The organism is Pseudomonas sp. AC169 (assembly GCF_979258515.1).
The window spans coordinates 4,525,713-4,546,493 of sequence record NZ_OZ409866.1 but is presented as its reverse complement, the minus strand read 5'-3'; the positions used below and the strand labels follow the sequence as shown (position 1 = coordinate 4,546,493).

Annotated in this window: 17 protein-coding genes; 3 read left to right on the top strand and 14 right to left on the bottom strand. The window is 59.2% G+C overall.

Annotated elements, in window-relative coordinates; all coding sequences use genetic code 11:
* Positions 1-101: 101 nt before the first annotated feature.
* The 14 genes from ACZZ0G_RS20390 to flhA all read right to left on the bottom strand — a co-directional run bounded on the left by ACZZ0G_RS20390 (position 102) and on the right by flhA (position 14,546).
* Positions 102-494, bottom strand: a complete 393-nt coding sequence (locus ACZZ0G_RS20390; protein ID WP_322846361.1) for a DUF2802 domain-containing protein — start codon at positions 492-494, stop codon at positions 102-104.
* The gene (locus ACZZ0G_RS20385; RefSeq protein ID WP_095050193.1) at positions 495-980 is read right to left on the bottom strand and encodes a chemotaxis protein CheW; all 486 of its coding nucleotides are present in this window, start codon (positions 978-980) and stop codon (positions 495-497) included.
* Between the two features lie 90 nt (positions 981-1,070).
* Entirely contained in the window at positions 1,071-2,036 is a 966-nt protein-coding gene (locus ACZZ0G_RS20380; RefSeq protein WP_463557314.1) for a CheW domain-containing protein, read from the bottom strand.
* 2 nt (positions 2,037-2,038) lie between these two features.
* A complete protein-coding gene (locus ACZZ0G_RS20375) occupies positions 2,039-2,827 on the bottom strand; it encodes a ParA family protein (RefSeq protein WP_007919990.1) in 789 nt (262 codons plus the stop codon).
* 43 nt (positions 2,828-2,870) lie between these two features.
* Positions 2,871-3,761: a flagellar motor protein MotD gene (gene motD, locus ACZZ0G_RS20370; RefSeq protein WP_064390875.1), complete on the bottom strand. Its 891-nt coding sequence runs from the start codon at positions 3,759-3,761 to the stop codon at positions 2,871-2,873.
* A 12-nt stretch (positions 3,762-3,773) separates the two neighbouring features.
* On the bottom strand, positions 3,774-4,514 hold the full coding sequence (locus tag ACZZ0G_RS20365) for a flagellar motor protein (protein WP_016987476.1): 741 nt from the start codon (positions 4,512-4,514) through the stop codon (positions 3,774-3,776).
* Positions 4,514-5,662, bottom strand: a complete 1,149-nt coding sequence (locus ACZZ0G_RS20360; protein ID WP_463557313.1) for a protein-glutamate methylesterase/protein-glutamine glutaminase — start codon at positions 5,660-5,662, stop codon at positions 4,514-4,516. The genes ACZZ0G_RS20365 and ACZZ0G_RS20360 overlap by 1 nt, the downstream gene beginning before the upstream one ends.
* Before the next feature lie 49 nt (positions 5,663-5,711).
* Positions 5,712-7,982, bottom strand: a complete 2,271-nt coding sequence (locus ACZZ0G_RS20355; protein ID WP_463557312.1) for a chemotaxis protein CheA — start codon at positions 7,980-7,982, stop codon at positions 5,712-5,714.
* Between the two features lie 53 nt (positions 7,983-8,035).
* Entirely contained in the window at positions 8,036-8,824 is a 789-nt protein-coding gene (locus ACZZ0G_RS20350) for a protein phosphatase CheZ (protein ID WP_007920000.1), read from the bottom strand.
* A gap of 18 nt (positions 8,825-8,842) precedes the next feature.
* Positions 8,843-9,214: a chemotaxis response regulator CheY gene (locus tag ACZZ0G_RS20345; protein ID WP_161986607.1), complete on the bottom strand. Its 372-nt coding sequence runs from the start codon at positions 9,212-9,214 to the stop codon at positions 8,843-8,845.
* Between the two features lie 166 nt (positions 9,215-9,380).
* Complete coding sequence (fliA, locus tag ACZZ0G_RS20340; RefSeq protein WP_007920004.1) at positions 9,381-10,121, bottom strand: RNA polymerase sigma factor FliA; 741 nt, start codon at positions 10,119-10,121, stop codon at positions 9,381-9,383.
* Positions 10,118-10,948 (bottom strand): flagellar synthesis regulator FleN, encoded by an 831-nt coding sequence (gene fleN / locus ACZZ0G_RS20335; RefSeq protein WP_003222917.1) that lies wholly within the window; start codon positions 10,946-10,948, stop codon positions 10,118-10,120. Before fleN ends, fliA begins: the two co-directional genes overlap by 4 nt.
* Positions 10,949-11,064: 116 nt before the next feature.
* Positions 11,065-12,405: a flagellar biosynthesis protein FlhF gene (flhF, locus tag ACZZ0G_RS20330; RefSeq protein WP_463557311.1), complete on the bottom strand. Its 1,341-nt coding sequence runs from the start codon at positions 12,403-12,405 to the stop codon at positions 11,065-11,067.
* An 11-nt stretch (positions 12,406-12,416) separates the two neighbouring features.
* Entirely contained in the window at positions 12,417-14,546 is a 2,130-nt protein-coding gene (gene flhA, locus ACZZ0G_RS20325) for a flagellar biosynthesis protein FlhA (protein WP_463397190.1), read from the bottom strand.
* 663 nt (positions 14,547-15,209) lie between these two features.
* Here flhA and ACZZ0G_RS20320 point away from each other — a divergent pair.
* From ACZZ0G_RS20320 to ACZZ0G_RS20310, 3 genes are all read left to right on the top strand, one after another.
* Positions 15,210-15,569, top strand: coding sequence for a DUF6124 family protein (locus tag ACZZ0G_RS20320; RefSeq protein ID WP_463557310.1), 360 nt, complete (start codon positions 15,210-15,212; stop codon positions 15,567-15,569).
* A gap of 274 nt (positions 15,570-15,843) precedes the next feature.
* Positions 15,844-19,803 carry a hypothetical protein gene (locus ACZZ0G_RS20315; protein WP_463557309.1) on the top strand — a complete coding sequence of 1,320 codons (3,960 nt, stop codon included), beginning with the start codon at positions 15,844-15,846 and terminating at the stop codon, positions 19,801-19,803.
* Positions 19,804-20,350: 547 nt separating this feature from the next.
* Entirely contained in the window at positions 20,351-20,710 is a 360-nt protein-coding gene (locus ACZZ0G_RS20310; protein ID WP_463557308.1) for a DUF6124 family protein, read from the top strand.
* The last annotated feature ends 71 nt before the right edge of the window (positions 20,711-20,781 follow it).

The window sequence follows — 20,781 nt, the reverse complement described above, 5'->3', positions numbered from 1 at the left end:
AATGCCGCCCGTGACGCTCTGCGTCACATTTCACAGGCGGAACGCGGAGCGTCCCAAGATGCGTTCCCATGCAGAGCGTGGGAACGATCCCGGTACGACAATCAGTTCTTGTGAAGCTTGCGCATCAACTCCGCCTCAGCCTGGGTCAACCCACAGGACTGAGTCAGTTCATCGACGCTTGCGCCCATCCCCACCAGCTTCGCCGCCTGGGCGAATGACAGGCTCGACGGGTCGCGCTGTTCCAGCTGAACGATTTTGTCCGGCAACGGACCGACTACCGCGCGCAGCTCGTGCAGGGCTTCGCCCATGCGCACGTTGCCGTTCTGGTAATCGTCGACACGTTTGGCCAGGTCCTTGATGCGCTGATCACGCAACGCATCGCCCTGAGCCTGTTGCGCAGCGATCACTCGCTGCGCCTTGATGTACGACACAAACATTGCCAGTGTGCCTGCCCAGAAGAGGAACAGGACAATGACCGCGACCTCGAGAATCAATCAGATGCTCTCCAGTTCCGACCATTCTTCTTCGCTCATCATCTTGTCCAGCTCGACCAGGATCAGCAACTCGTTGTTCTTGTTGCACACGCCCTGGATGAACTTGGCCGACTCTTCGTTACCGACGTTCGGCGCCGTCTCGATTTCCGACTGACGCAGGTAAACCACTTCGGCCACGCTGTCGACCATGATGCCGACGACTTGCTTGTCGGCTTCGATGATGACGATACGGGTGTTGTCGCTGATCTCACCGGTGCTCAGGCCGAAGCGCTGACGGGTGTCGATCACGGTGACCACGTTACCGCGCAGGTTGATGATGCCCAGCACGTAGCTCGGCGCGCCCGGCACCGGAGCGATCTCGGTGTAGCGCAACACTTCCTGAACGCGCATCACATTGATGCCGTAGGTTTCGTTGTCCAGTTTGAAGGTCACCCATTGCAGGATCGGATCTTCAGAACCTTTTGCATTCGTCGCCTGACTACTCATACCCTGACCCCTCGAAAAAACCGCTCTGGGCGGTGTGTGTTCTGTGTGGCGGCATTCAACAATGCCGTCGCCTGATTGTTATGTCGGCTGCTACGTCGGTTTATGTAGCGGCTTGTGGCCGCCGAGGTGCTTTGCCCCACCGCTGGCGATCAACTCGGCCAGTGCGGAAACGTCAAGCAATGCACACATGTGCTCAATCACGGTGCCGGCGAGCCATGGCCGCTGACCCCGGTGACTTCTCCATTTGATTTCATTCGGGTCCAGACGCAACGAGCGGCTGACCTGATGCACCGCCAGCCCCCACTCGTAACCTTGTACCGAAATCACGTACTGCAAGCCCTGACGGAAGTCATCGCGATAGCGATCCGGCATGACCCAGCGCGCGGTGTCCAACACTTTCAGGTTGCCGGCCTGGCTCGGCAGAATCCCGAGGAACCATTCCGGCTGACCGAACAACGGCGTCAGCTCGTGGCCGGCCAACGAATAAATCGAGCCGAGGCACACCAGCGGCACGGCCAGCGTCAGCCCGGCGACGTCGAACAGCAGGCATTCGAACGCTTCCGAAGCCCAGGCCGGACGGCCGTCGGTTTCCACCGGTGGCGGCGTGTTGTTCGGCGGCAGATGCACTTCCACCAGAGGCGGCACCAGCGTCTGCTCGACGGGTGCGGGCGCAACCGGAGCAGGTGCTGGAGCCGCTTCGACCACGGCCGGTTCCGGCGCGGTTTTCAACAATTGGGTTTGCAGCAGCGGTGCGAGTGTCGACACTGGCGCGCGAACCGGCTCTGCTGTTTCGATCAATGCAACCGGTGCCTTGGCAGCCGGCGCAGCAACTGGTGAAACAACCGGCGCGACGGGTTTGGCCGCTTTCTGCGCATCACGCGCCTGCTCTTCCAGCACCGCTGCCTGGAACTCATCCAGCGCCTCAGTGCTTTCGACAACTTCAGGCTGCGCCTCGATGACAGGCGGCAGCTCCTCAGGAATTTCCTGCAGCAAATTATCCAGATAAGACTGCAACGCCAATTGCGGACGCGAGGTGAGTTTGACCGGGCGATTCATGCTCACGCCACCTGCGGAACAAGTTGTTGCGCCAACAGATGCTTGAGCAGCGCGCGATACGCCAGCACGCCACGGCTCTTGCCGTCGAATTGCGAAGGTGTGACACCGGCACGGCTGGCGTCGCGCAGACGGGTATCGACCGGGATGTAACCCTGCCAGATCTCCTCGGGGAATTTGTCGCGCAGCACACGCAAGGTGTGCATCGATGCCTGGGTACGGCGATCGAAAAGCGTCGGCACGATGCTGAACGGCAGCGCCTGTTTGCGCGAGCGGTTGATCATCGCCAGGGTGTTGACCATGCGCTCCAGACCTTTGACGGCCAGATGCTCGGTCTGCACCGGGATCACCAGTTGCTGGCTCGCTGCGAGGGCGTTGACCATCAGCACGCCTAGCAACGGCGGGCTGTCGATGACCGCGTAATCGAAGTCCTGCCATAGCTGCGCCAGACTCTTGGCGATCACCAGACCCAAGCCACTCTGCCCCGGCGACTGACGCTCAAGCGTCGCCAGCGCGGTGCTCGACGGCAGCAGGGAAATACGTTCGTCACTGGTCGACAACAGCAACTGCCCCGGCAGGCCTTGCGGCACGCTGCCCTTGTGCAGAAACAGGTCGTAGTTGCTGTGTTCCAGGCTGTCGGGGTCGTAGCCGAAATAGCTGGTCATCGAGCCGTGTGGGTCGAGATCGACCACAACCACGCGCTTGCCCGCCTCGGCCAGCAATCCGGCTAAAGCGATGGAAGATGTGGTTTTACCGACACCACCCTTTTGATTGGCGACTGCCCAGACTCTCATTCAGTTCGTTCCTCCCGGCCGATATGCTCGACCGAGACATAGCTCAGCGTGTTAATGCGGGTGACGGAGAATTGACGGCACTCTCGCGTCCCGGCGTCTTGACCGGGGTCGGTGCAGTTTGTGTGCCAGCACGCTTCAACGCAGCGTCCGGTTGCGCGTTAGCGGTTCCAGTGCCCGTGAGGCTGCGGCGCACATCGAGGTTTCGCGAGACCACCAGAACCACCCGGCGGTTTTTCCCCCGGCCTTCAGCGGTAGCGTTGTTGGCCACCGGTTGAAACTCGCCGTAACCCACCGACGCTAGACGACCAGGATTCACGCCCTGCATCGCCAGCATGCGCACGATGCTCGCTGAACGCGCCGAGGACAGCTCCCAGTTGGTCGGGTACTGCGCGGTGCGGATCGGTTGATCATCGGTGAAGCCTTCGACGTGGATCGGGTTGTCGAACGGTTTCAGAATCGCCGCCACCTTGTCGATGATGTTGAACGCAATGTCGCTCGGCATGGCGTCGCCACTGCCGAACAACAGGCTGGAGTTGAGTTCGATCTCGACCCACAACTCGTTGCCGCGCACGGTCATCTGGTTCGAGCTGATCAAGTCACCGAAGGCAGCGCTGATGTCATCGGCGATGCTTTTCAGCGGATCGCTGGCGCCGGCGATACCGGCGTCGATCTGCTCGGCGTCCTTGACCAGCGGCTTGGCCGGGGTCACGGTCTTCGGTCGTTCGTCGCCGATCTGGATCGGTTTCAGCGCGCGGTCGGAGTCTTTGAAAACGCCGACCAGCGCTTCGGAAATTTCCTTGTACTTGCCTTCGTTGATCGACGAAATCGAGTACATCACCACGAAGAACGCGAACAGCAACGTGATGAAGTCAGCGTAGGAAACCAGCCAGCGTTCGTGGTTGACGTGTTCTTCCTGATGCCTGCGACGAGCCATGAGGTTATTCCCTTAATCCATGAAGCCTTGCAGCTTCAACTCAATGGAGCGAGGGTTTTCACCTTCGGCGATCGACAGGATCCCTTCCAACAACATTTCGCGATAACGCGACTGCCGCAACGCAATTGACTTCAGTTTTGCGGCGATCGGCAGCAACACCAGGTTGGCACTGGCCACACCGTAGATGGTCGCGACGAACGCCACGGCGATACCGCTGCCCAGTTGCGTCGGATCGGCGAGGTTGCCCATCACATGGATCAGGCCCATCACCGCACCGATGATGCCGATGGTTGGCGCGTAGCCGCCCATGCTTTCAAAGACTTTTGCCGCTTCGATGTCGCGCGCTTCCTGGGTGTAGAAGTCCACCTCAAGGATGCTGCGGATCGCTTCCGGCTCGGCGCCGTCGACCAGCAGTTGCAGGCCTTTGCGCGAGTAATTGTCGGGTTCGGCATCGGCCACGCCTTCCAGGCCCAACAAGCCTTCCTTGCGCGCGGTGAGGCTCCAGTTGACGACGCGATCAATGCCACCGGCCAGATCGACCCGTGGCGGAAACAGAATCCAGGCGAGGATCTGCATGGCGCGCTTGAACGCGCTCATCGGCGATTGCAGCAGTGCGGCACCGATGGTGCCGCCCAGTACGATCAATGCCGCCGGGCCGTTGGCCAGCGCACCGAGGTGACCCCCTTCCAGGTAGTTACCGCCGATGATGGCGACGAACGCCATGATGATCCCGATAAGGCTTAGAACATCCATCAGATACACGCCTCGACAATGTGTTTGCCGATGTCGTCGAGGCTGTACACCGCGTCGGCGAGGTCGGCTTTGACGATGGCCATCGGCATGCCGTAGATCACGCAACTGGCTTCGTCCTGCGCCCAGACCGCGCTGCCGCCCTGCTTGAGCAGGCGCGCGCCTTCACGCCCGTCGGCGCCCATGCCGGTCAACACCACCGCCAGAACTTTGTCACCGTAGGACTTCGCTGCGGAACCGAAGGTGATGTCCACGCACGGCTTGTAGTTCAGACGTTCGTCGCCCGGCAGAATTTTCACCGCGCCACGGCCATCGATCATCATTTGCTTGCCACCCGGGGCGAGCAACGCCAGGCCCGGACGCAGGATGTCGCCATCCTCGGCTTCCTTGACGCTGATGCGGCAGAGCTTGTCGAGACGCTCGGCAAAAGCTTTGGTGAACGCCGCCGGCATGTGCTGGATCAGCACGATCGGCGCCGGGAAATTCGCCGGCAATTGCGTCAGCACCCGTTGCAGAGCGACCGGACCGCCCGTCGAGGTACCGATGGCAACCAGTTTGTAGGCTTTGCGTTTCGGTGCTGGCGACGAAGCGCTGGCCGCCGGGGCGCGAGTTGGCGCCGGCGCTGGAGCCGGACGTGCCGGGGCGCTGGAGCTGTGACTGCTGCTGTGGCTGCCGAAACTCGACGGCGCCGGAGCAGGCGTCGGTGCCGGTGCTGCGGCTGGAGCCGGGGCACTGTAAGCACTGAAACGACGGTTACTGCGCGAGATGCTATGCACCTTCTCGCACAGCAGTTGCTTGACCTTCTCGGGATTGCGCGAGATGTCTTCGAAATTCTTCGGCAGAAAATCCACCGCGCCGGCGTCCAGCGCATCCAGGGTGACCCGGGCGCCTTCATGCGTCAGCGAGGAGAACATCAACACCGGGGTCGGGCAGCGCTGCATGATGTGCCGCACTGCCGTGATGCCGTCCATCATCGGCATCTCGTAGTCCATGGTGATCACGTCCGGCTTTAGCGCCAGCGCCTGATCAATCGCCTCTTTACCGTTGGTAGCGGTGCCGACCACCTGAATGCTCGGATCCGCTGAAAGAATTTCCGAGACGCGGCGGCGGAAAAAACCCGAATCGTCCACCACCAGGACTTTGACTGCCATAAACACTCCATTAGGTGCAGCGGGACGTCATCGCCCCGCCGCCCCGGATTCAAATACGCCGTGCGGCGTAACGCTTGAGCATGCTTGGAACATCGAGAATCAGCGCGATGCGGCCGTCACCGGTGATGGTGGCGCCGGACATGCCCGGAGTGCCCTGCAGCATTTTGCCCAATGGCTTGATGACCACTTCTTCCTGACCGACCAGCTGATCGACGACGAAGCCGATCCGCTGAGTGCCCACCGAAAGGATCACCACGTGGCCTTCACGCTGCTCTTCGTGAGCGGCGGAGCTGACCAGCCAGCGCTTGAGGTAGAACAATGGCAGCGCCTTGTCCCGCACGATCACCACTTCCTGACCGTCGACGACGTTGGTGGTCGACAGGTCGAGGTGGAAGATTTCGTTGACGTTGACCAACGGGAACGCAAACGCCTGATTGCCGAGCATGACCATCAGGGTTGGCATGATCGCGAGGGTCAGCGGCACCTTGATGACGATTTTCGAGCCCTGGCCCTTGGTCGAGTAGATGTTGATCGAACCGTTGAGCTGGGAAATCTTGGTCTTCACCACGTCCATGCCGACACCGCGGCCGGACACGTCGGAGATCTCGGTCTTGGTCGAGAAACCCGGAGCGAAAATCAGGTTGTAGCACTCGGTATCGCTGAGGCGATCGGCCGCGTCCTTGTCCATCACACCGCGTTTTACCGCGATGGCGCGCAGGACGTTCGGGTCCATGCCTTTGCCGTCATCGGAAATCGACAGCAGGATATGGTCGCCTTCCTGCTCGGCCGCCAGTACCACACGACCGCCACGGGCCTTGCCCGATGCCTCGCGTTCTTCCGGCGACTCGATGCCGTGGTCGACCGCGTTGCGCACCAAGTGGACCAGCGGGTCGGCCAGGGCCTCGACAAGGTTTTTGTCGAGGTCGGTTTCTTCACCCACCAGTTCCAGGTTGATCTCTTTCTTCAACTGACGCGCGAGGTCGCGAACCAGACGCGGGAAGCGCCCGAAGACCTTTTTGATCGGCTGCATCCGGGTCTTCATCACCGCGGTCTGCAAGTCAGCCGTGACCACGTCGAGGTTCGACACGGCCTTGGACATGGCTTCGTCGCCGCTGTTGAGGCCCAGACGCACCAGACGGTTACGCACCAGCACCAGCTCGCCGACCATGTTCATGATTTCGTCGAGACGTGCCGTGTCGACACGCACGGTGGTCTCGGCTTCGCTCGCCGGTTTTTCCGGTGGCGGTGTCGCCGGCGCACGGGCCGGAGCCGGTGCAGCAGCGGCGGCGGCCGGTTTTGGCGCTTCTGCTTTCGGCTCAGGCTTGGCGGCAGGCTTGGGCGCTGCAGCAGCGGCCGGTGCCTTGGCAGCAGGCGTGGCGACGGTCGAAGCACTGCCAGCAGCAGCGGTGCCGACTTCGGAGAACTTGCCTTTACCGTGCAATTCGTCGAGCAGCGATTCGAACTCGTGATCACTGATCAGATCGCTGCCGGCCGCCGCGGCGGTTGGAGCAGCAGGCGCAGGTGCCGAAGCAATCGCCGACTCCAGCGCGTCCACGGCAAAGTTGCCCTTGCCATGCAGTTGATCGAGCAAGGCTTCGAATTCGTCGTCGGTGATGTCCGAGCTGTCGCCCGCCGCTGGCGCTGCCGGAGCCGCCGCAGCCGGTGCCACGGCATCCGCCGCGAACTGACCTTTGCCGTGCAACTGATCGAGCAACGACTCGAACTCGGCATCGGTGATTTCATCGCTTGCGGCTTCATTGGCCGTTTGCGCAGGAGCAACTGCCGGGGCTTCGGCTTCGGCCTTGACGGCGTTCAGCGAATCCAGCAGTTGTTCGAATTCGTTATCGGTGATGTCGCCCGACGCGTCGCCTTCGACGACCAGTTCTTCGATCATCTCGGCCACTGGCGAAGCCGGGGCTGCGTCTGCCGATTGCGGTTCGGCCAGACGCGCCAGGGCGGCCAGCAGTTCCGGGGTGGCAGCGGTGATCGGTGCACGCTCACGAACCTCAGTGAACATACTGTTCACCGCGTCCAGTGCTTCGAGGACAACGTCCATCAGTTCTGCATCAACGCGACGCTCACCCTTGCGCAGGATGTCGAACACGTTTTCGGCGATGTGACAGCACTCCACCAGCTCATTGAGCTGAAGGAAGCCGGCGCCCCCTTTTACAGTGTGGAAACCGCGAAAAATTGCGTTGAGCAGATCTGCGTCATCCGGACGGCTTTCCAGCTCGACCAGTTGTTCGGACAGTTGCTCAAGAATCTCGCCGGCCTCAACCAGGAAATCCTGAAGGATCTCTTCATCGGCGCCGAAGCTCATTAATGGGGTGCTCCTACAGGTCTAAAAACCCAAAAAACCCAAATTCCAAAATTCTAGAATCCAAGGCTGGATAACAAATCGTCCACATCGTCCTGACCGGACACAACGTCTTCTCGTTTATCGGCATGAATCTGCGGACCTTCACCCTGCGAGAGATGTTTTTGTGGATCTTTTTCTGCAAGCATCGCGGCGCGGTCATGTTCGATGCCCGCAAAGCGGTCAACCTGACTGGCCATGAGTACGAGTTTGAGCAAATTGCTTTCGACTTCGGTGACCAGTTGGGTCACACGCTTGATCACCTGACCGGTCAGATCCTGGTAATCCTGGGCCAGCAGGATGTCGTTGAGATTGCTCGACACCGCACGGTTGTCCGTGCTGCTGCGTGACAGAAAACCGTCGACCCGGCGCGCCAGTTCGCGGAACTCTTCAGCCCCGACCTCGCGACGCATGAAGCGACCCCAATCGGCGCTCAAGGTCTGGGCTTCATCAGCCAGACTGTTGACCACCGGCGTGGCGCTTTCCACCAGATCCATGGTGCGGTTGGCCGCGGCTTCTGTCAGCTTGACCACATAGCCCAGGCGTTCGGTGGCGTCGGTGATTTGCGACACTTCCTCGGCCTGCGGCATGTTCGGATCGATCTGGAAATTGACGATCGCACTGTGCAGTTCACGTGTGAGCTTGCCGACTTCCTGATACAGGCCACGGTCACGGGTCTGATTGAGCTCATGGATCAGTTGCACAGCGTCGCCGAACCTGCCTTTTTCAAGGCTTTCGACCAGTTCGACCGCGTGTTTTTTCAGGGTCGATTCGAAATCGCCCTGTGAAGATTCGTTATGCTCCATAGCTCCCCCGCGCGTTCATCAGCCGATGCGTTCGAAAATCTTCTCGATTTTGTCTTTCAACGCCTGAGCCGTGAAAGGTTTGACTACGTAGCCGTTCACACCGGCCTGAGCGGCCTCGATGATCTGCTCGCGCTTGGCTTCTGCAGTCACCATCAGCACTGGCAGGTGCTTGAGTTTTTCATCGGCACGCACGTGACGCAGCAGGTCGATACCGGTCATGCCCGGCATGTTCCAGTCCGTTACCAGAAAGTCGATGCTGCCGCTGTTGAGCACCGGAATGGCAGTCACGCCATCGTCAGCCTCGACGGTGTTGGTGAACCCAAGATCACGCAGCAGGTTCTTGATGATCCGCCGCATCGTTGAGAAGTCATCAACGATGAGGATTTTCATGTCTTTGTTCAATTCGACCTCCAAGCAGTCTTAAACGCGCCCAGCACCTGGACGCGCCACTTCAATCAATCGGCGCAGCACTCGAAGACTGTCTGGAGCACAACAGAGCAAGACCGGTGCTGTTCATCACCGCACCAGCCTCGTTCGCAGTGTCCCCACACCGCCTTCAGCGCGCTCGCCACTCCCCCAAACGCCCCCGCAAACGGGCCGCGCACTGGCTGTGTAACTGGCTGACCCGCGATTCACTGACGCCAAGGACTTCACCGATTTCCTTGAGGTTCAGCTCTTCGTCGTAGTACAGCGCCAACACCAGTCGCTCACGCTCCGGCAAATTGGCAATCGCGTCCGCCAGCGCGGCCTGGAAACGTTCATCTTCCAGATCGCGTGACGGCTCAAGATGAGCACTCGCGCCATCCTCGTGCAGCCCTTCGTGTTCGCCGTCCTGCAACAGGTCGTCGAAACTGAACAGGCGGCTGCCCAAGGTGTCATTCAAAATCCCGTAATAATCGTCGAGACTCAATTGGAGTTCGGCTGCAACCTCGTGATCTTTAGCGTCACGGCCGGTTTTAGCTTCAATTGAGCGAATTGCGTCGCTGACCATCCGGGTATTGCGGTGAACCGAGCGTGGCGCCCAGTCCCCTTTGCGCACTTCGTCGAGCATCGCGCCGCGGATTCGTATGCCCGCGTACGTTTCGAAACTGGCGCCTTTGCTGGCGTCATATTTGGTCGAGACTTCGAGCAGGCCGATCATCCCGGCCTGGATCAGGTCTTCGACCTGCACACTCGCCGGCAATCGCGCCAGCAAGTGATAGGCAATGCGTTTGACCAGTGGCGCGTAACGCTCGATCAACTCGTACTGCGCGTCACGTGCCGACTTCTTGTAGTAGTTCATACCGCTTGCGGTCATAGCACGGGCCCTGCCGTTTGCTGCACGAGGCGCTCGACGAAAAACTCAAGGTGGCCACGCGGGTTGGCGGGCAGCGGCCAGGTATCGACCTTCTGCGCGATCGCCTTGAACGCCAGTGCGCACTTGGAACGCGGAAAGGCTTCGTACACCGCGCGCTGCTTCTGCACCGCTTTACGCACGCTTTCGTCGTAAGGCACGGCGCCGACGTATTGTAGGGCCACGTCAAGGAAGCGATCCGTGACCTTGGTCAACTTGGCGAACAGGTTGCGCCCTTCCTGCGGGCTCTGCGCCATGTTGGCGAGGACGCGGAAGCGGTTCATGCCGTAATCGCGGTTGAGCAGTTTGATCAGCGCGTAGGCGTCGGTAATGGAAGTCGGCTCGTCGCAGACCACCAGCAACACTTCCTGGGCTGCGCGCACGAAACTGACTACCGAGTCACCAATACCCGCAGCGGTGTCAATCACCAGCACATCGAGATTGTCGCCGATGTCGCTGAACGCCTGAATCAGACCGGCATGCTGCGCCGGGCTCAGGTGCACCATGCTCTGCGTGCCGGACGCGGCCGGCACGATGCGAATGCCACCAGGGCCTTGCAACAGCACGTCGCGCAATTCGCAACGGCCTTCGATCACGTCGGCCAATGTGCGTTTAGGGGTCAGACCCAACAAAACGTCGACGTTCGCCAGTCCCAGATCGGCGTCCAGCAGCATGACCCGACGGCCAAGCTCTGCCAGAGCCAGAGACAAGTTCACTGACACGTTAGTCTTGCCGACGCCACCTTTGCCGCCGGTCACCGCGATCACCTGTACGGGATGCATGCTGCCCATGTTATTTCTTTACCTTGTCTTGCATAGACGGAGGCCACATTACTGGCTGCGCGTTCACAACCGGAACAATGCATGGCAGACCATCGATGTAGGTACAAAAACTGTTCATGAATACCTCAGCCTACCTGCTTGGTCGGGCTGTGATAGATATCAGCGAACATGTCAGCCATGGCTTCTTCGCTGGGTTCTTCCTGCATTTGCACGCTGACGGCGCGGCTGACCAGTTGATGACGGCGCGGCAGATGCAAATCATCTGGAATCCGTGGGCCATCGGTCAGGTACGCGACCGGCAATTCATGACTGATCGCCAGGCTCAACACTTCGCCAAGGCTGGCCGTTTCATCCAGTTTAGTCAGGATGCACCCGGCGAGCCCGCAACGCTTGTAACTGTGATAAGCGGCGGTTAGAACCTGTTTCTGGCTGGTGGTTGCCAAGACCAGATAATTTTTTGAACGGATGCCACGTCCGGCCAGACTTTCGAGCTGCATGCGCAGAGCCGGATCGCTGGCTTGCAGGCCGGCAGTATCGATCAACACCACGCGTTTGCGCAGCAATGGATCCAGCGCCTGCACCAGCGATTGGCCCGGATCGACGTGGGTCACCGGCACATTGAGAATGCGGCCCAGCGTCTTCAGTTGTTCCTGGGCGCCGATACGGAAACTGTCCATGCTCACCAGCGCGACATTCTGCGCGCCGTACTTGAGCACGTAACGCGCGGCCAGCTTGGCCAGCGTGGTGGTCTTGCCCATGCCGGCAGGGCCGACCATGGCAATCACACCACCCTCTTCCAGCGGCTCGACTTCCGGTACGGCAATCATCCGTGCCAAGTGCGCGAGCAGCATGCGCCAGGCCTGACGGGGTTCTTCGATATCGGTGATCATCGCCAGCAGATCGCGCGACAGCGGGCCGGACAGGCCGATACGCTGCAGACGGCGATACAGATTGGCTTGCGCCGGACGGCTGCCTTGCAGCTGATTCCAGGCCAGAGTGCCGAGCTGAACTTCCATCAGCTCACGCAGGCTGTTCAATTCAAAGCGCATTGAATCCAAGGCACGCGGATCAACGCCGGCCGATGGCTGCGCAGGCGTCGGGGCCGGACGCGACGGAGCGGCGTAAGTCGGCTCGGTCAGCGGTTCAGCGGCGGTCAGCGGCAGGCCAGCGGTCAATGGCAGACCGGCAAAGATCTGACGATTGCTGTTGCCATCGGCTTCGCCACGCAGGCTCAACTCGGCTTGGGCAGTGACGATGCGCGACTGGGTCTTGCGCAGCTCGTCTTCAAGTTCCATGTTCGGAACCCGTGGCGCCAGCGCCGACAATTTGTAATCCAGTGCCGCCGTCAACTCGACACCGCCGGCAATGCGGCGATTGCCAATGATGGCGGCATCAGCGCCCAGCTCATCACGAACCAGCTTCATGGCCTGACGCATATCGGCGGCAAAGAAACGCTTAACTTGCATAAACCACTACCTCAGCCGTTGGGCCCTACTGTCGCAACGATGGTCACTTGCTTGTTGTCCGGTATTTCCTGGTAGGCCAGCACATGCAGCCCAGGGACTGCGAGGCGGCCAAAGCGCGAGAGCATCGCGCGGATCGGGCCAGCGACCAAAAGGATCACCGGCTGACCTTGCATTTCCTGACGCTGCGCCGCTTCGATGAGCGAACGCTGCAGCTTCTCGGCCATGCTTGGCTCCAGCAGAACGCCCTCTTCCGAGCCTTGTCCTGCCTTCTGCAGACTATTGAGCAATATTTGTTCCAACCTTGGTTCCAAGGTGATCACAGGCAGCTCGGACTCAGTGCCTACAATGCTTTGGACGATGGCGCGCGATACGCCGACCCGCACAGCGGCGACCAACGCGGCGGTATCTTGACTCTTCGCGGCGTTGTTGGCGATGGCTTCGGCGATGCTGCGGATATCCCGCACCGGCACGTGTTCGGCGAGCAGCGCTTGCAGCACTTTGAGCAACTGCGACAACGACACCACGCCCGGCACCAGCTCTTCTGCCAGTTTCGGCGAGCTTTTGGCCAGCAATTGCATGAGTTGCTGCACTTCTTCGTGGCCAATCAGCTCACTGGAGTGCTTGTACAGAATCTGGTTCAAGTGCGTCGCGACCACGGTGCTGGCGTCGACCACCGTGTAACCGAGCGATTGTGCCTGGGCACGCTGGCTGATTTCGATCCACACCGCCTCGAGGCCGAAAGCCGGATCTTTGGCGTTGATACCGTTGAGCGTGCCGTAGACCTGACCCGGGTTGATCGCCAGTTCGCGATCCGGATAGATCTCGGCTTCGGCGAGAATCACGCCCATCAGCGTCAGGCGATAGGCGCTTGGCGCCAGATCGAGGTTGTCGCGGATGTGCACAGTCGGCATCAGGAAGCCCAGATCCTGCGAGAGCTTCTTGCGCACGCCCTTGATCCGCGCCAGCAATTGCCCGCCCTGATTGCGGTCCACCAGCGGAATCAAGCGATAACCGACTTCCAGACCGATCATGTCGATCGGCGTCACGTCGTCCCAGCCCAGCTCTTTGGTTTCCATGGCGCGGGCCGGCGACGGCAACAATTCCTGCTGGCGCTTGACCTCTTCCAGCGCCACGACCTTGGCCACGTTCTGCTTCTTCCAGAACAGGTACGCGCCGCCAGCGGCCAGCGCGGCCATGCTCAGGAACGAGAAGTGCGGCATGCCGGGCACCAGGCCCATGACCGCCATCAGACCGGCGGCCACCGCCAGCGCTTTCGGCGAGGCGAACATCTGGCGATTGATCTGCTTGCCCATGTCTTCCGAACCGGAAGCACGAGTCACCATGATCGCCGCGGCTGTAGATAACAACAGTGATGGCAATTGCGCCACCAAACCGTCACCGATGGTCAGCAAGGCGTAAACCTTGCCGGCGTCGGCGAAGGTCATGTTGTGCTGGAAGATACCGACGGCCATACCACCGATGAGGTTGATGAACAGAATCAGCAGGCCGGCGATGGCGTCACCACGGACGAACTTGCTGGCACCGTCCATCGAACCGTAGAACTCAGCCTCTTGGGCAACTTCCTGACGGCGCGCCTTGGCCTGGTTCTGGTCGATCAGACCGGCGTTGAGGTCGGCGTCGATCGCCATTTGTTTGCCGGGCATCGCATCGAGGGTGAAACGCGCGCTCACCTCGGAAATCCGCCCGGCACCCTTGGTCACCACGACGAAGTTGATGATCATCAGAATCGCGAAGACCACGATACCGACCACGTAGTTACCGCCGATCACCACTTCACCGAAGGCCTGGATCACCTTACCGGCAGCGGCGTGGCCGTCCTGACCGTGGAGCATCACCACCCGCGTCGAGGCCACGTTCAACGCCAGCCGCAGCAACGTCGCGACCAGCAGAATCGTCGGGAACACGGCGAAATCCAGCGGCCGCAGCGCATACACGCAGACCAGCAGGACAACAATCGACAGGGCAATGTTGAAGGTGAAAAACACGTCGAGCAGGAACGGTGGCACCGGCAACATCATCATCGCCAGCATCACCAGCAACAGCAACGGCACGCCCAGATTGCCTCGACTTAAATCGGCAACGTTTGTGCGTGCTGTGTTGAATAACTGAGAGCGATCCACCGGTTTTCCCCGTTCCTTTAAAGCAAACTTTTGACGCCCAGAGCGGGCTCACGGCGGGTACTGCAAGAAGCTTTCCAACTTTTGCCGGGGAGTGAAATCGAGAGAAAAAACATGATCAGTGTAGGAGTGAGCCTGCTCGCGATAGCGGTTTGTCTGGTTCGAATTCATCGACTGAAAAAAAACCATCGCGAGCAGGCTCACTCCTACAGGGGACCGCATTCCAAATGTCAGATTGGAATGCAATCCAAATGTGGGAGCGAGCCTGCTCGCGAAGGGGCCAATGAAGTCAGCGCAAATCGCCTTTTAAACTCAATTGTTTAAAAGACAACTTCAGACACGCCTTCGAGGCTACAAATCCTTGCGCCATTGCCTACAGCCAAGCCAGAATCCGCCGGCTTGTGCGCTTTGGGGTCGGGTTCTATTGTGGGTCGGTCGCTGACGAATCAGCGATCGGGTTTAGCGATCCGATACCTTACAGACGCTCAATCCCCAGTCTCAATTGCAGTTTTGTCTATCTGCACTTGGCGTCATGGTGGCTGTGCGTGGGAGACCTTCGGGTCTACCCGGGGTTTCTGTGACCCGGATCGCTAACCTGCGTACAGCCGCCACCTTTACTTGTTTAGCGATGAGCCGTGGCGGCCAAATCAACCACGGAGTCTCACCATGATCAAACCAACACCCAACCCACCCGAAACCGACCTCGCCTCCGCCTACGAATCCCTCGATTCAAAAAAACTCAACGACGCCGCCGAGCGCGCCCTCGATCACTATCTCTGCCCACCCGGCTCCACCCCACCGCCCCGTAGAACCCGCCGGATGTACGCCGTTACCGCCGACTTCAAAAACGAGGAACTGCTGGCCGATGCCAGCGAAACCCTCGCTTCAGCCAGAACCATCGCCCATGACTTCGCCCACCTCATACCCGCGTCGCAACGCAGGACGCTGCTGGGTATCGCGCAATTGATCATGCTCGGCGAACTGGCGGTGAATCGGGTGATGGATAATCTGGATTTGCCGCAGTAGCGCCTCCTCCCGATGATCGTTCCCACGCTCCCGCGTGGGAACGCCTCCACGGACGCTCCGCGTTCGGCTTTGGAAGCGACGCGGGCGTCCCGGGCTGCATTCCCACGCAGCGCGTGGTAACGACCAATCTCTAAGGTTTTTCAGCTTCGAATCGACCTCTCCCAACATTACCACCCGTCGGATTCAAGCCCGCACCTGTCAGATCTGACAGGTGCGCGATCCCCCGTTTAGCCGTTCAATCACTCCGTCACTTCCCGCCACGGAGTCCCCGCCCATGTCCGCCAAAGACCAGCCCGACAACGCCACGCTGCTGCTCAAAGAACTCAAGATCCCCGGCCGTACCGCGCAGCCGGTGTCCGAGAATCCTACGGTCTGGGGCATCAACCGCGCCGCGGCGCTGGACAATTTTCCGCGTCAGGGGCTGTTGTGCCAAGCCGGGCCTTGGGCGCCAATGAATCCGCGCGACGGGCTGGTGGGTTACAAAAACAACACCCTGGAAATATTGCGCGAAACCGTCGACGAGGACCATGTCAACACCGAGCTGCAAATGTTCATAGCGGCGCGGCACATCACCGAGGGCACGTACACCTTGTCCTACAGCGTCACCCGCCTGGGCCAGGTGCCCGAGAAATCGGAAGAGATGCTGGTGCTGGTCAAACTCACCCGCCCCGGTGGCGAGGATCATAGCGAAGAGCCCGGGCATCCGCATCTGGTCATGACCATCCCTGAAGAGATTCTCAAGGGGGGTATCGACAAGGATAACGTCGACGATGGCGTACCGATCACCATTGGCAACGCCGATGGCAAGTCACCCTATCCATTCGCCGCGGCCGGCGATGTAATCCGGGTCAGCTGGGGCGGTGTATTTGTACTCAGCGCTGCGTTGACTCAGGCGCAGGCTGATGGCACGGAGGCGATCATCGTAAAAATCGACGCAGACACCATCCGCAAGGCGGGCGACTCCGACGACTCGGGTCTGGCTGTGGTTTTCGAGGTTTACGACCTGGTCGACAATCGATCCTCGGACTGGAGTGTCGAACAACGGGTGTTGGTGGCGGTGGACAAAACGCGCTTGGTCGCGCCATTGCTCAAGGAGGCGCTGAACAATGTGCTGGACGTCGACAAACTGGGCGACGCCGACGGCACAGCGCAGGTCTGGGTGTCAGGCAGTTCGTTCAAGGTCGGCGACATCCCCATTTTGACAATCAAGGGAACGCCACAAGAAGGCCCGCCGGTTGATATTGAAGTGCCGGGTGAAGCGTTGGTCAGCGTACCGACCACCCATGAAACCAAAATCGCCAATAGCCTCCTGCGCCAATTGGCAAAAAGCCAGATCGCCCTGTCCTATCGCCTGCAAAAGGCCGATGGCTCTGCTGATCTACCTGCCAAAACCCAGTTCATCAGCGTTATCGGCGAGGTGCAGCGGCTGGAGGCGCCCAAGGCACTGGACGCGAAGCAAGGTGCCATCGATCCGCTGGACCCGGAACTGAAACAGGTGCGCATCGAAATCCCCTTCGACGCTGCGTTTCTCCCTGGCCAGACAATCAAACTGTTCTGGCTGGGCACCCGCCCCGATCTGGATACCTACCTGCCCACCCTGCCGCTGCGGCCGATTACCCAAGGTGATTACGACGCCAAGGAACCGCTGCTGATCCTCGTCGACAAGAAGCACCTGACACCGATCATCGGCGGCAAGCTGGAGTTGTATTACCAGTTGTTCATCGAGGATTCGCTGTTCAACCAGATGGATCGATTCAACAAGACCCGCGCCATCCGCGAGTCGAAACACGCCGACATCCTGCAAATCGGCGAACCGCGCAAAGAGTTGCCACAGCCCACGGTAGAAGGCGTGGTCGACGGCGTCCTGCCGCCCGATACCAACGGCACCCACCTGATTGTGGGCTACCTCAAGACCGTAGATAAAGATGTGCTGATTTATCAGTGGGAAGGTTCAAAAACCGGAGTGGACAGCGATTCACTCAAACTCAGCGAGTTCACCGCTGGCCAGCCTGTGCCGTTTACCATCAAGGCTGACCTGATCAAGGGCAACGAAGGCGGAACGGTAAAAGCCTCGTACGAACTCAAGCGCGCGGCGGGTGGGACGAGTTATTCGGATACGTTGGAATTCAGTGTCGGCGTGGCGCTGGATCTGAAAGAGCCGAAGATCAAGCAAGCTCCGAACGACACCAGCCTTGATCCGCTCGATGCCCAGAACGCACTGACGGCGGTGATCGATTATGACGGCATGCTGGTCGGCGACGAGATTATCGTCCGCTGGATCGGCGCGCCCGGAACGTTGCCTGGCGGCTCGGACACCACCGAACCATGGCCAGTCACCAGCATTGGCCCGCAGGAAATTCCGCTCGCTGTTTCGGTGCTCGCCTTCAACCTCGCGAAGTCAATCACGCTGGACTATTCCGTGACACGCGGCACTCAGGATCCGAAAGACTCGCGGAAGCGTTCGTTGGCGGTGCTACCAATTGCTCAAAGCAGTCTGCCCAAGCCGCTGATCGTGCAGGCATCCGAAGAAGGCGAAGGCCCCGAACTGGACGTCAGCCGGTTGACCACGAACGCCACCCTTCGCGCGAACAGTTACCCGCTTATTGCGTTGAAACAATATGTCTGGCTCAAAGCGAAAGGGACTTTGAAAGGCGGGGGTGTGTATTCGAAAACCTTCTGGCAACCGCCGAATTCGCAAACCAATGCGACATGGATCAACCAGGGTTTTTACACCCATGTGTTTCCTCTGGCGGACTTGCAAAACCTCGAAGATGAAAGCGACCTTATATTGGAGTTCAAGTCAGGCTTTAGTGGTACTCAGGTTGAGAGTGAGGCCGTGACGTTTGCCCTGCGTAGCTACAAGATCAAGGCCTATGAAAACATAGTGCCGACCCTCGACTCGGTAAAAGGCTCACCCAGCGGAAATGACATTCCTCACGGCAGCCCTACCGTAGAAACAGCTGTCACGCTGAGTGGAACGGCCACGCCTAATACAAAAATCGATCTGGCCAATAACGGCGCACTGATGCCGAATACTGAAATTCAAGTAGATTTAAAGGGAGAATGGACATTTCAACTAACGGGTCTGGTGGCCGGGAATATCTACAAACTGGGCGCCCGACGCGAGGACGGCACACTCTCCAATGCCCGCGATGTTGTAGTGGTCGCGCTGGTAGTGCCGACGCTGACCTGCGTGAAGGGCTCGCCGAGCGGTGTCGAAATCCCCAACGCAGGGTTTACGGTAGAAACCGCCGTAACGCTGTCCGGGGTTGCCGCCAAGGGTCAGCAAATCGAAGTATTCGATGATGCAACTTCAACAGGCAAACCGACTGCCGATCCCGCGACGGGCAAATGGGAGCTGCCGGTTACAGGCCTGAGCGTGGCCGCGCACAGTTTCAAGGCCAAAGCATTGTATGGCACGGGTGCCGAGTCGGCAGTCAGGACGCTGACTGTGACAACGGCTACCACACCGAGTCTCGATCACGTATTGGATGTCAATGGCAAGGAAGTGCCAGAAGGCGCCAGTACCGTTAGTACAACGCTGACACTCAAAGGCAAAGCAAGCCTCGGCCAGCAAGTGGAAATTTATGAAGGTAGGGAACCGAACGCAACCTCAAAAGGCACGGCGACTGCCGATGCAATCTCAGGGGAATGGGACAAAGAGATCTTCGTAGAACTGGGTGCGCGGGTCTTGTATGCCCAAGCGCTTTATCAAGTGAGCCCAGAGCACTCGAATATACGGCTATTGACAGTAGCGCAACCTATTCTTGAGGACTTTGAGTCGGTCACCCCGGGAAAGTTAACTGTTACAGGGCAGAGACTTGACGCCGGAATATTTACACTGACAGCACGTACTCTTTACCCATACGACTATATACAAATTCGTACAATGACTCTCAACCACAATCATTGCAAAGGTTTAGCAATTTATAACTACAAAGGAACTAACTCGCAGCCAGACAACCCAAATCTAAAGTATGAGATCGCACTCAAGAATGGCGTGGCAAGCAGAATAAGCTTTTGGATAGCCCAAGGAAACATAACCCAACCAAATTATTACCTACTTGCAGAGTTCCTTGACTCTTCCGGAAAAACCATACACTCGCTACGCCACGAATACGACCCCAATTATCTTGAGTACAAATACGATTCTGGAAACCTGAGCGGTATTAAATCCATACTAATCTCGACCTCCGGCCAATATTACGTTGATTACTTAGAAATAATTTCATAAGCATTAACCCAAAGCAATCCACCTAACACTTTCTGAAAAGGAGAATGAAAGGGGACAGATTTAATTAACCGAGATTTAAACAGCGAGACTTGATCGAGACTTTTCTGCTGACCGGGATGGCCCTTTCGCGAGCAAGCTCGCTCCCACAGGGAAACGCATTCCAAATGTGGGAGTGAGCTTGCTCACGAATGGGCCAGTGAAGTCAGCGCAAATCGCCTTTTAAACTCAGGTGTTTAAAAGACACTTCCAGACATGCCTTACAGGCTACAAATTCTTGCGTCTTTGCCTACAGCTACGCCAGAATCCGCCGGCTTGTGCGCCTTAGGGTCGGGTTCTATTGTGGTGCGGTCGCTGACGAATCAGCGATCGGGTCTCGCAGCCCGTTGATCTCTGGACGCACAACATCCGCTTTGCTTATGGCGGCTGTACGTGGGAGACCTTCGGGTCTGCCGGTTCTAGAGTCCCGGTCTGCGACCCGCGTATAGCTGCCACCCTCATTCGTCTCGCAGCGAACGCTGGCAGCTCCAATGACTCTAGGAGCTTCACCATGATCAAACCAACACCCAACCCACCCGAAACTGACGCCACCTCCCCCTACGAATCCCTCGATTCAAAAAAGCTCCACGAAGCCGCCGACCGCGCCCTCGATCACTACCTCTGCCCACCCGGCTCCACCCCACCACCGCGCAGAACCCGCCGGATGTACGCCGTTACTGCCGACTTCAAAAACGAGGAACTGCTGGCCGATGCCAGCGAAACCCTCGCTTCAGCCAGAACCATCGCCCATGACTTCGCCCACCTCATACCCGCGTCGCAACGCAGGACGCTGTTGGGGATCGCGCAGTTGATCATGCTCGGCGAACTGGCGGTGAATCGGGTGATGGATAATCTGGATTTGCCGCAGTAGCGCCTCCTCCCGATGATCGTTCCCACGCTCCCGCGTGGGAACGCCTCCACGGACGCTCCGCGTTCGGCTTT

Coding starts and splice junctions, on each gene's coding strand:
- fliA (WP_007920004.1), bottom strand. CDS start 10,121: ATGACCGCAAGCGGTATGAACTACTACAAGAAGTCGGCACGTGACGCG.
- ACZZ0G_RS20310 (WP_463557308.1), top strand. CDS start 20,351: ATGATCAAACCAACACCCAACCCACCCGAAACTGACGCCACCTCCCCC.
- ACZZ0G_RS20365 (WP_016987476.1), bottom strand. CDS start 4,514: ATGGATGTTCTAAGCCTTATCGGGATCATCATGGCGTTCGTCGCCATC.
- ACZZ0G_RS20380 (WP_463557314.1), bottom strand. CDS start 2,036: ATGAATCGCCCGGTCAAACTCACCTCGCGTCCGCAATTGGCGTTGCAG.
- motD (WP_064390875.1), bottom strand. CDS start 3,761: ATGGCTCGTCGCAGGCATCAGGAAGAACACGTCAACCACGAACGCTGG.
- flhF (WP_463557311.1), bottom strand. CDS start 12,405: ATGCAAGTTAAGCGTTTCTTTGCCGCCGATATGCGTCAGGCCATGAAG.
- ACZZ0G_RS20360 (WP_463557313.1), bottom strand. CDS start 5,662: ATGGCAGTCAAAGTCCTGGTGGTGGACGATTCGGGTTTTTTCCGCCGC.
- ACZZ0G_RS20320 (WP_463557310.1), top strand. CDS start 15,210: ATGATCAAACCAACACCCAACCCACCCGAAACCGACCTCGCCTCCGCC.
- ACZZ0G_RS20315 (WP_463557309.1), top strand. CDS start 15,844: ATGTCCGCCAAAGACCAGCCCGACAACGCCACGCTGCTGCTCAAAGAA.
- fleN (WP_003222917.1), bottom strand. CDS start 10,948: ATGGGCAGCATGCATCCCGTACAGGTGATCGCGGTGACCGGCGGCAAA.
- ACZZ0G_RS20345 (WP_161986607.1), bottom strand. CDS start 9,214: ATGAAAATCCTCATCGTTGATGACTTCTCAACGATGCGGCGGATCATC.
- ACZZ0G_RS20375 (WP_007919990.1), bottom strand. CDS start 2,827: ATGAGAGTCTGGGCAGTCGCCAATCAAAAGGGTGGTGTCGGTAAAACC.
- ACZZ0G_RS20350 (WP_007920000.1), bottom strand. CDS start 8,824: ATGGAGCATAACGAATCTTCACAGGGCGATTTCGAATCGACCCTGAAA.
- ACZZ0G_RS20385 (WP_095050193.1), bottom strand. CDS start 980: ATGAGTAGTCAGGCGACGAATGCAAAAGGTTCTGAAGATCCGATCCTG.
- ACZZ0G_RS20355 (WP_463557312.1), bottom strand. CDS start 7,982: ATGAGCTTCGGCGCCGATGAAGAGATCCTTCAGGATTTCCTGGTTGAG.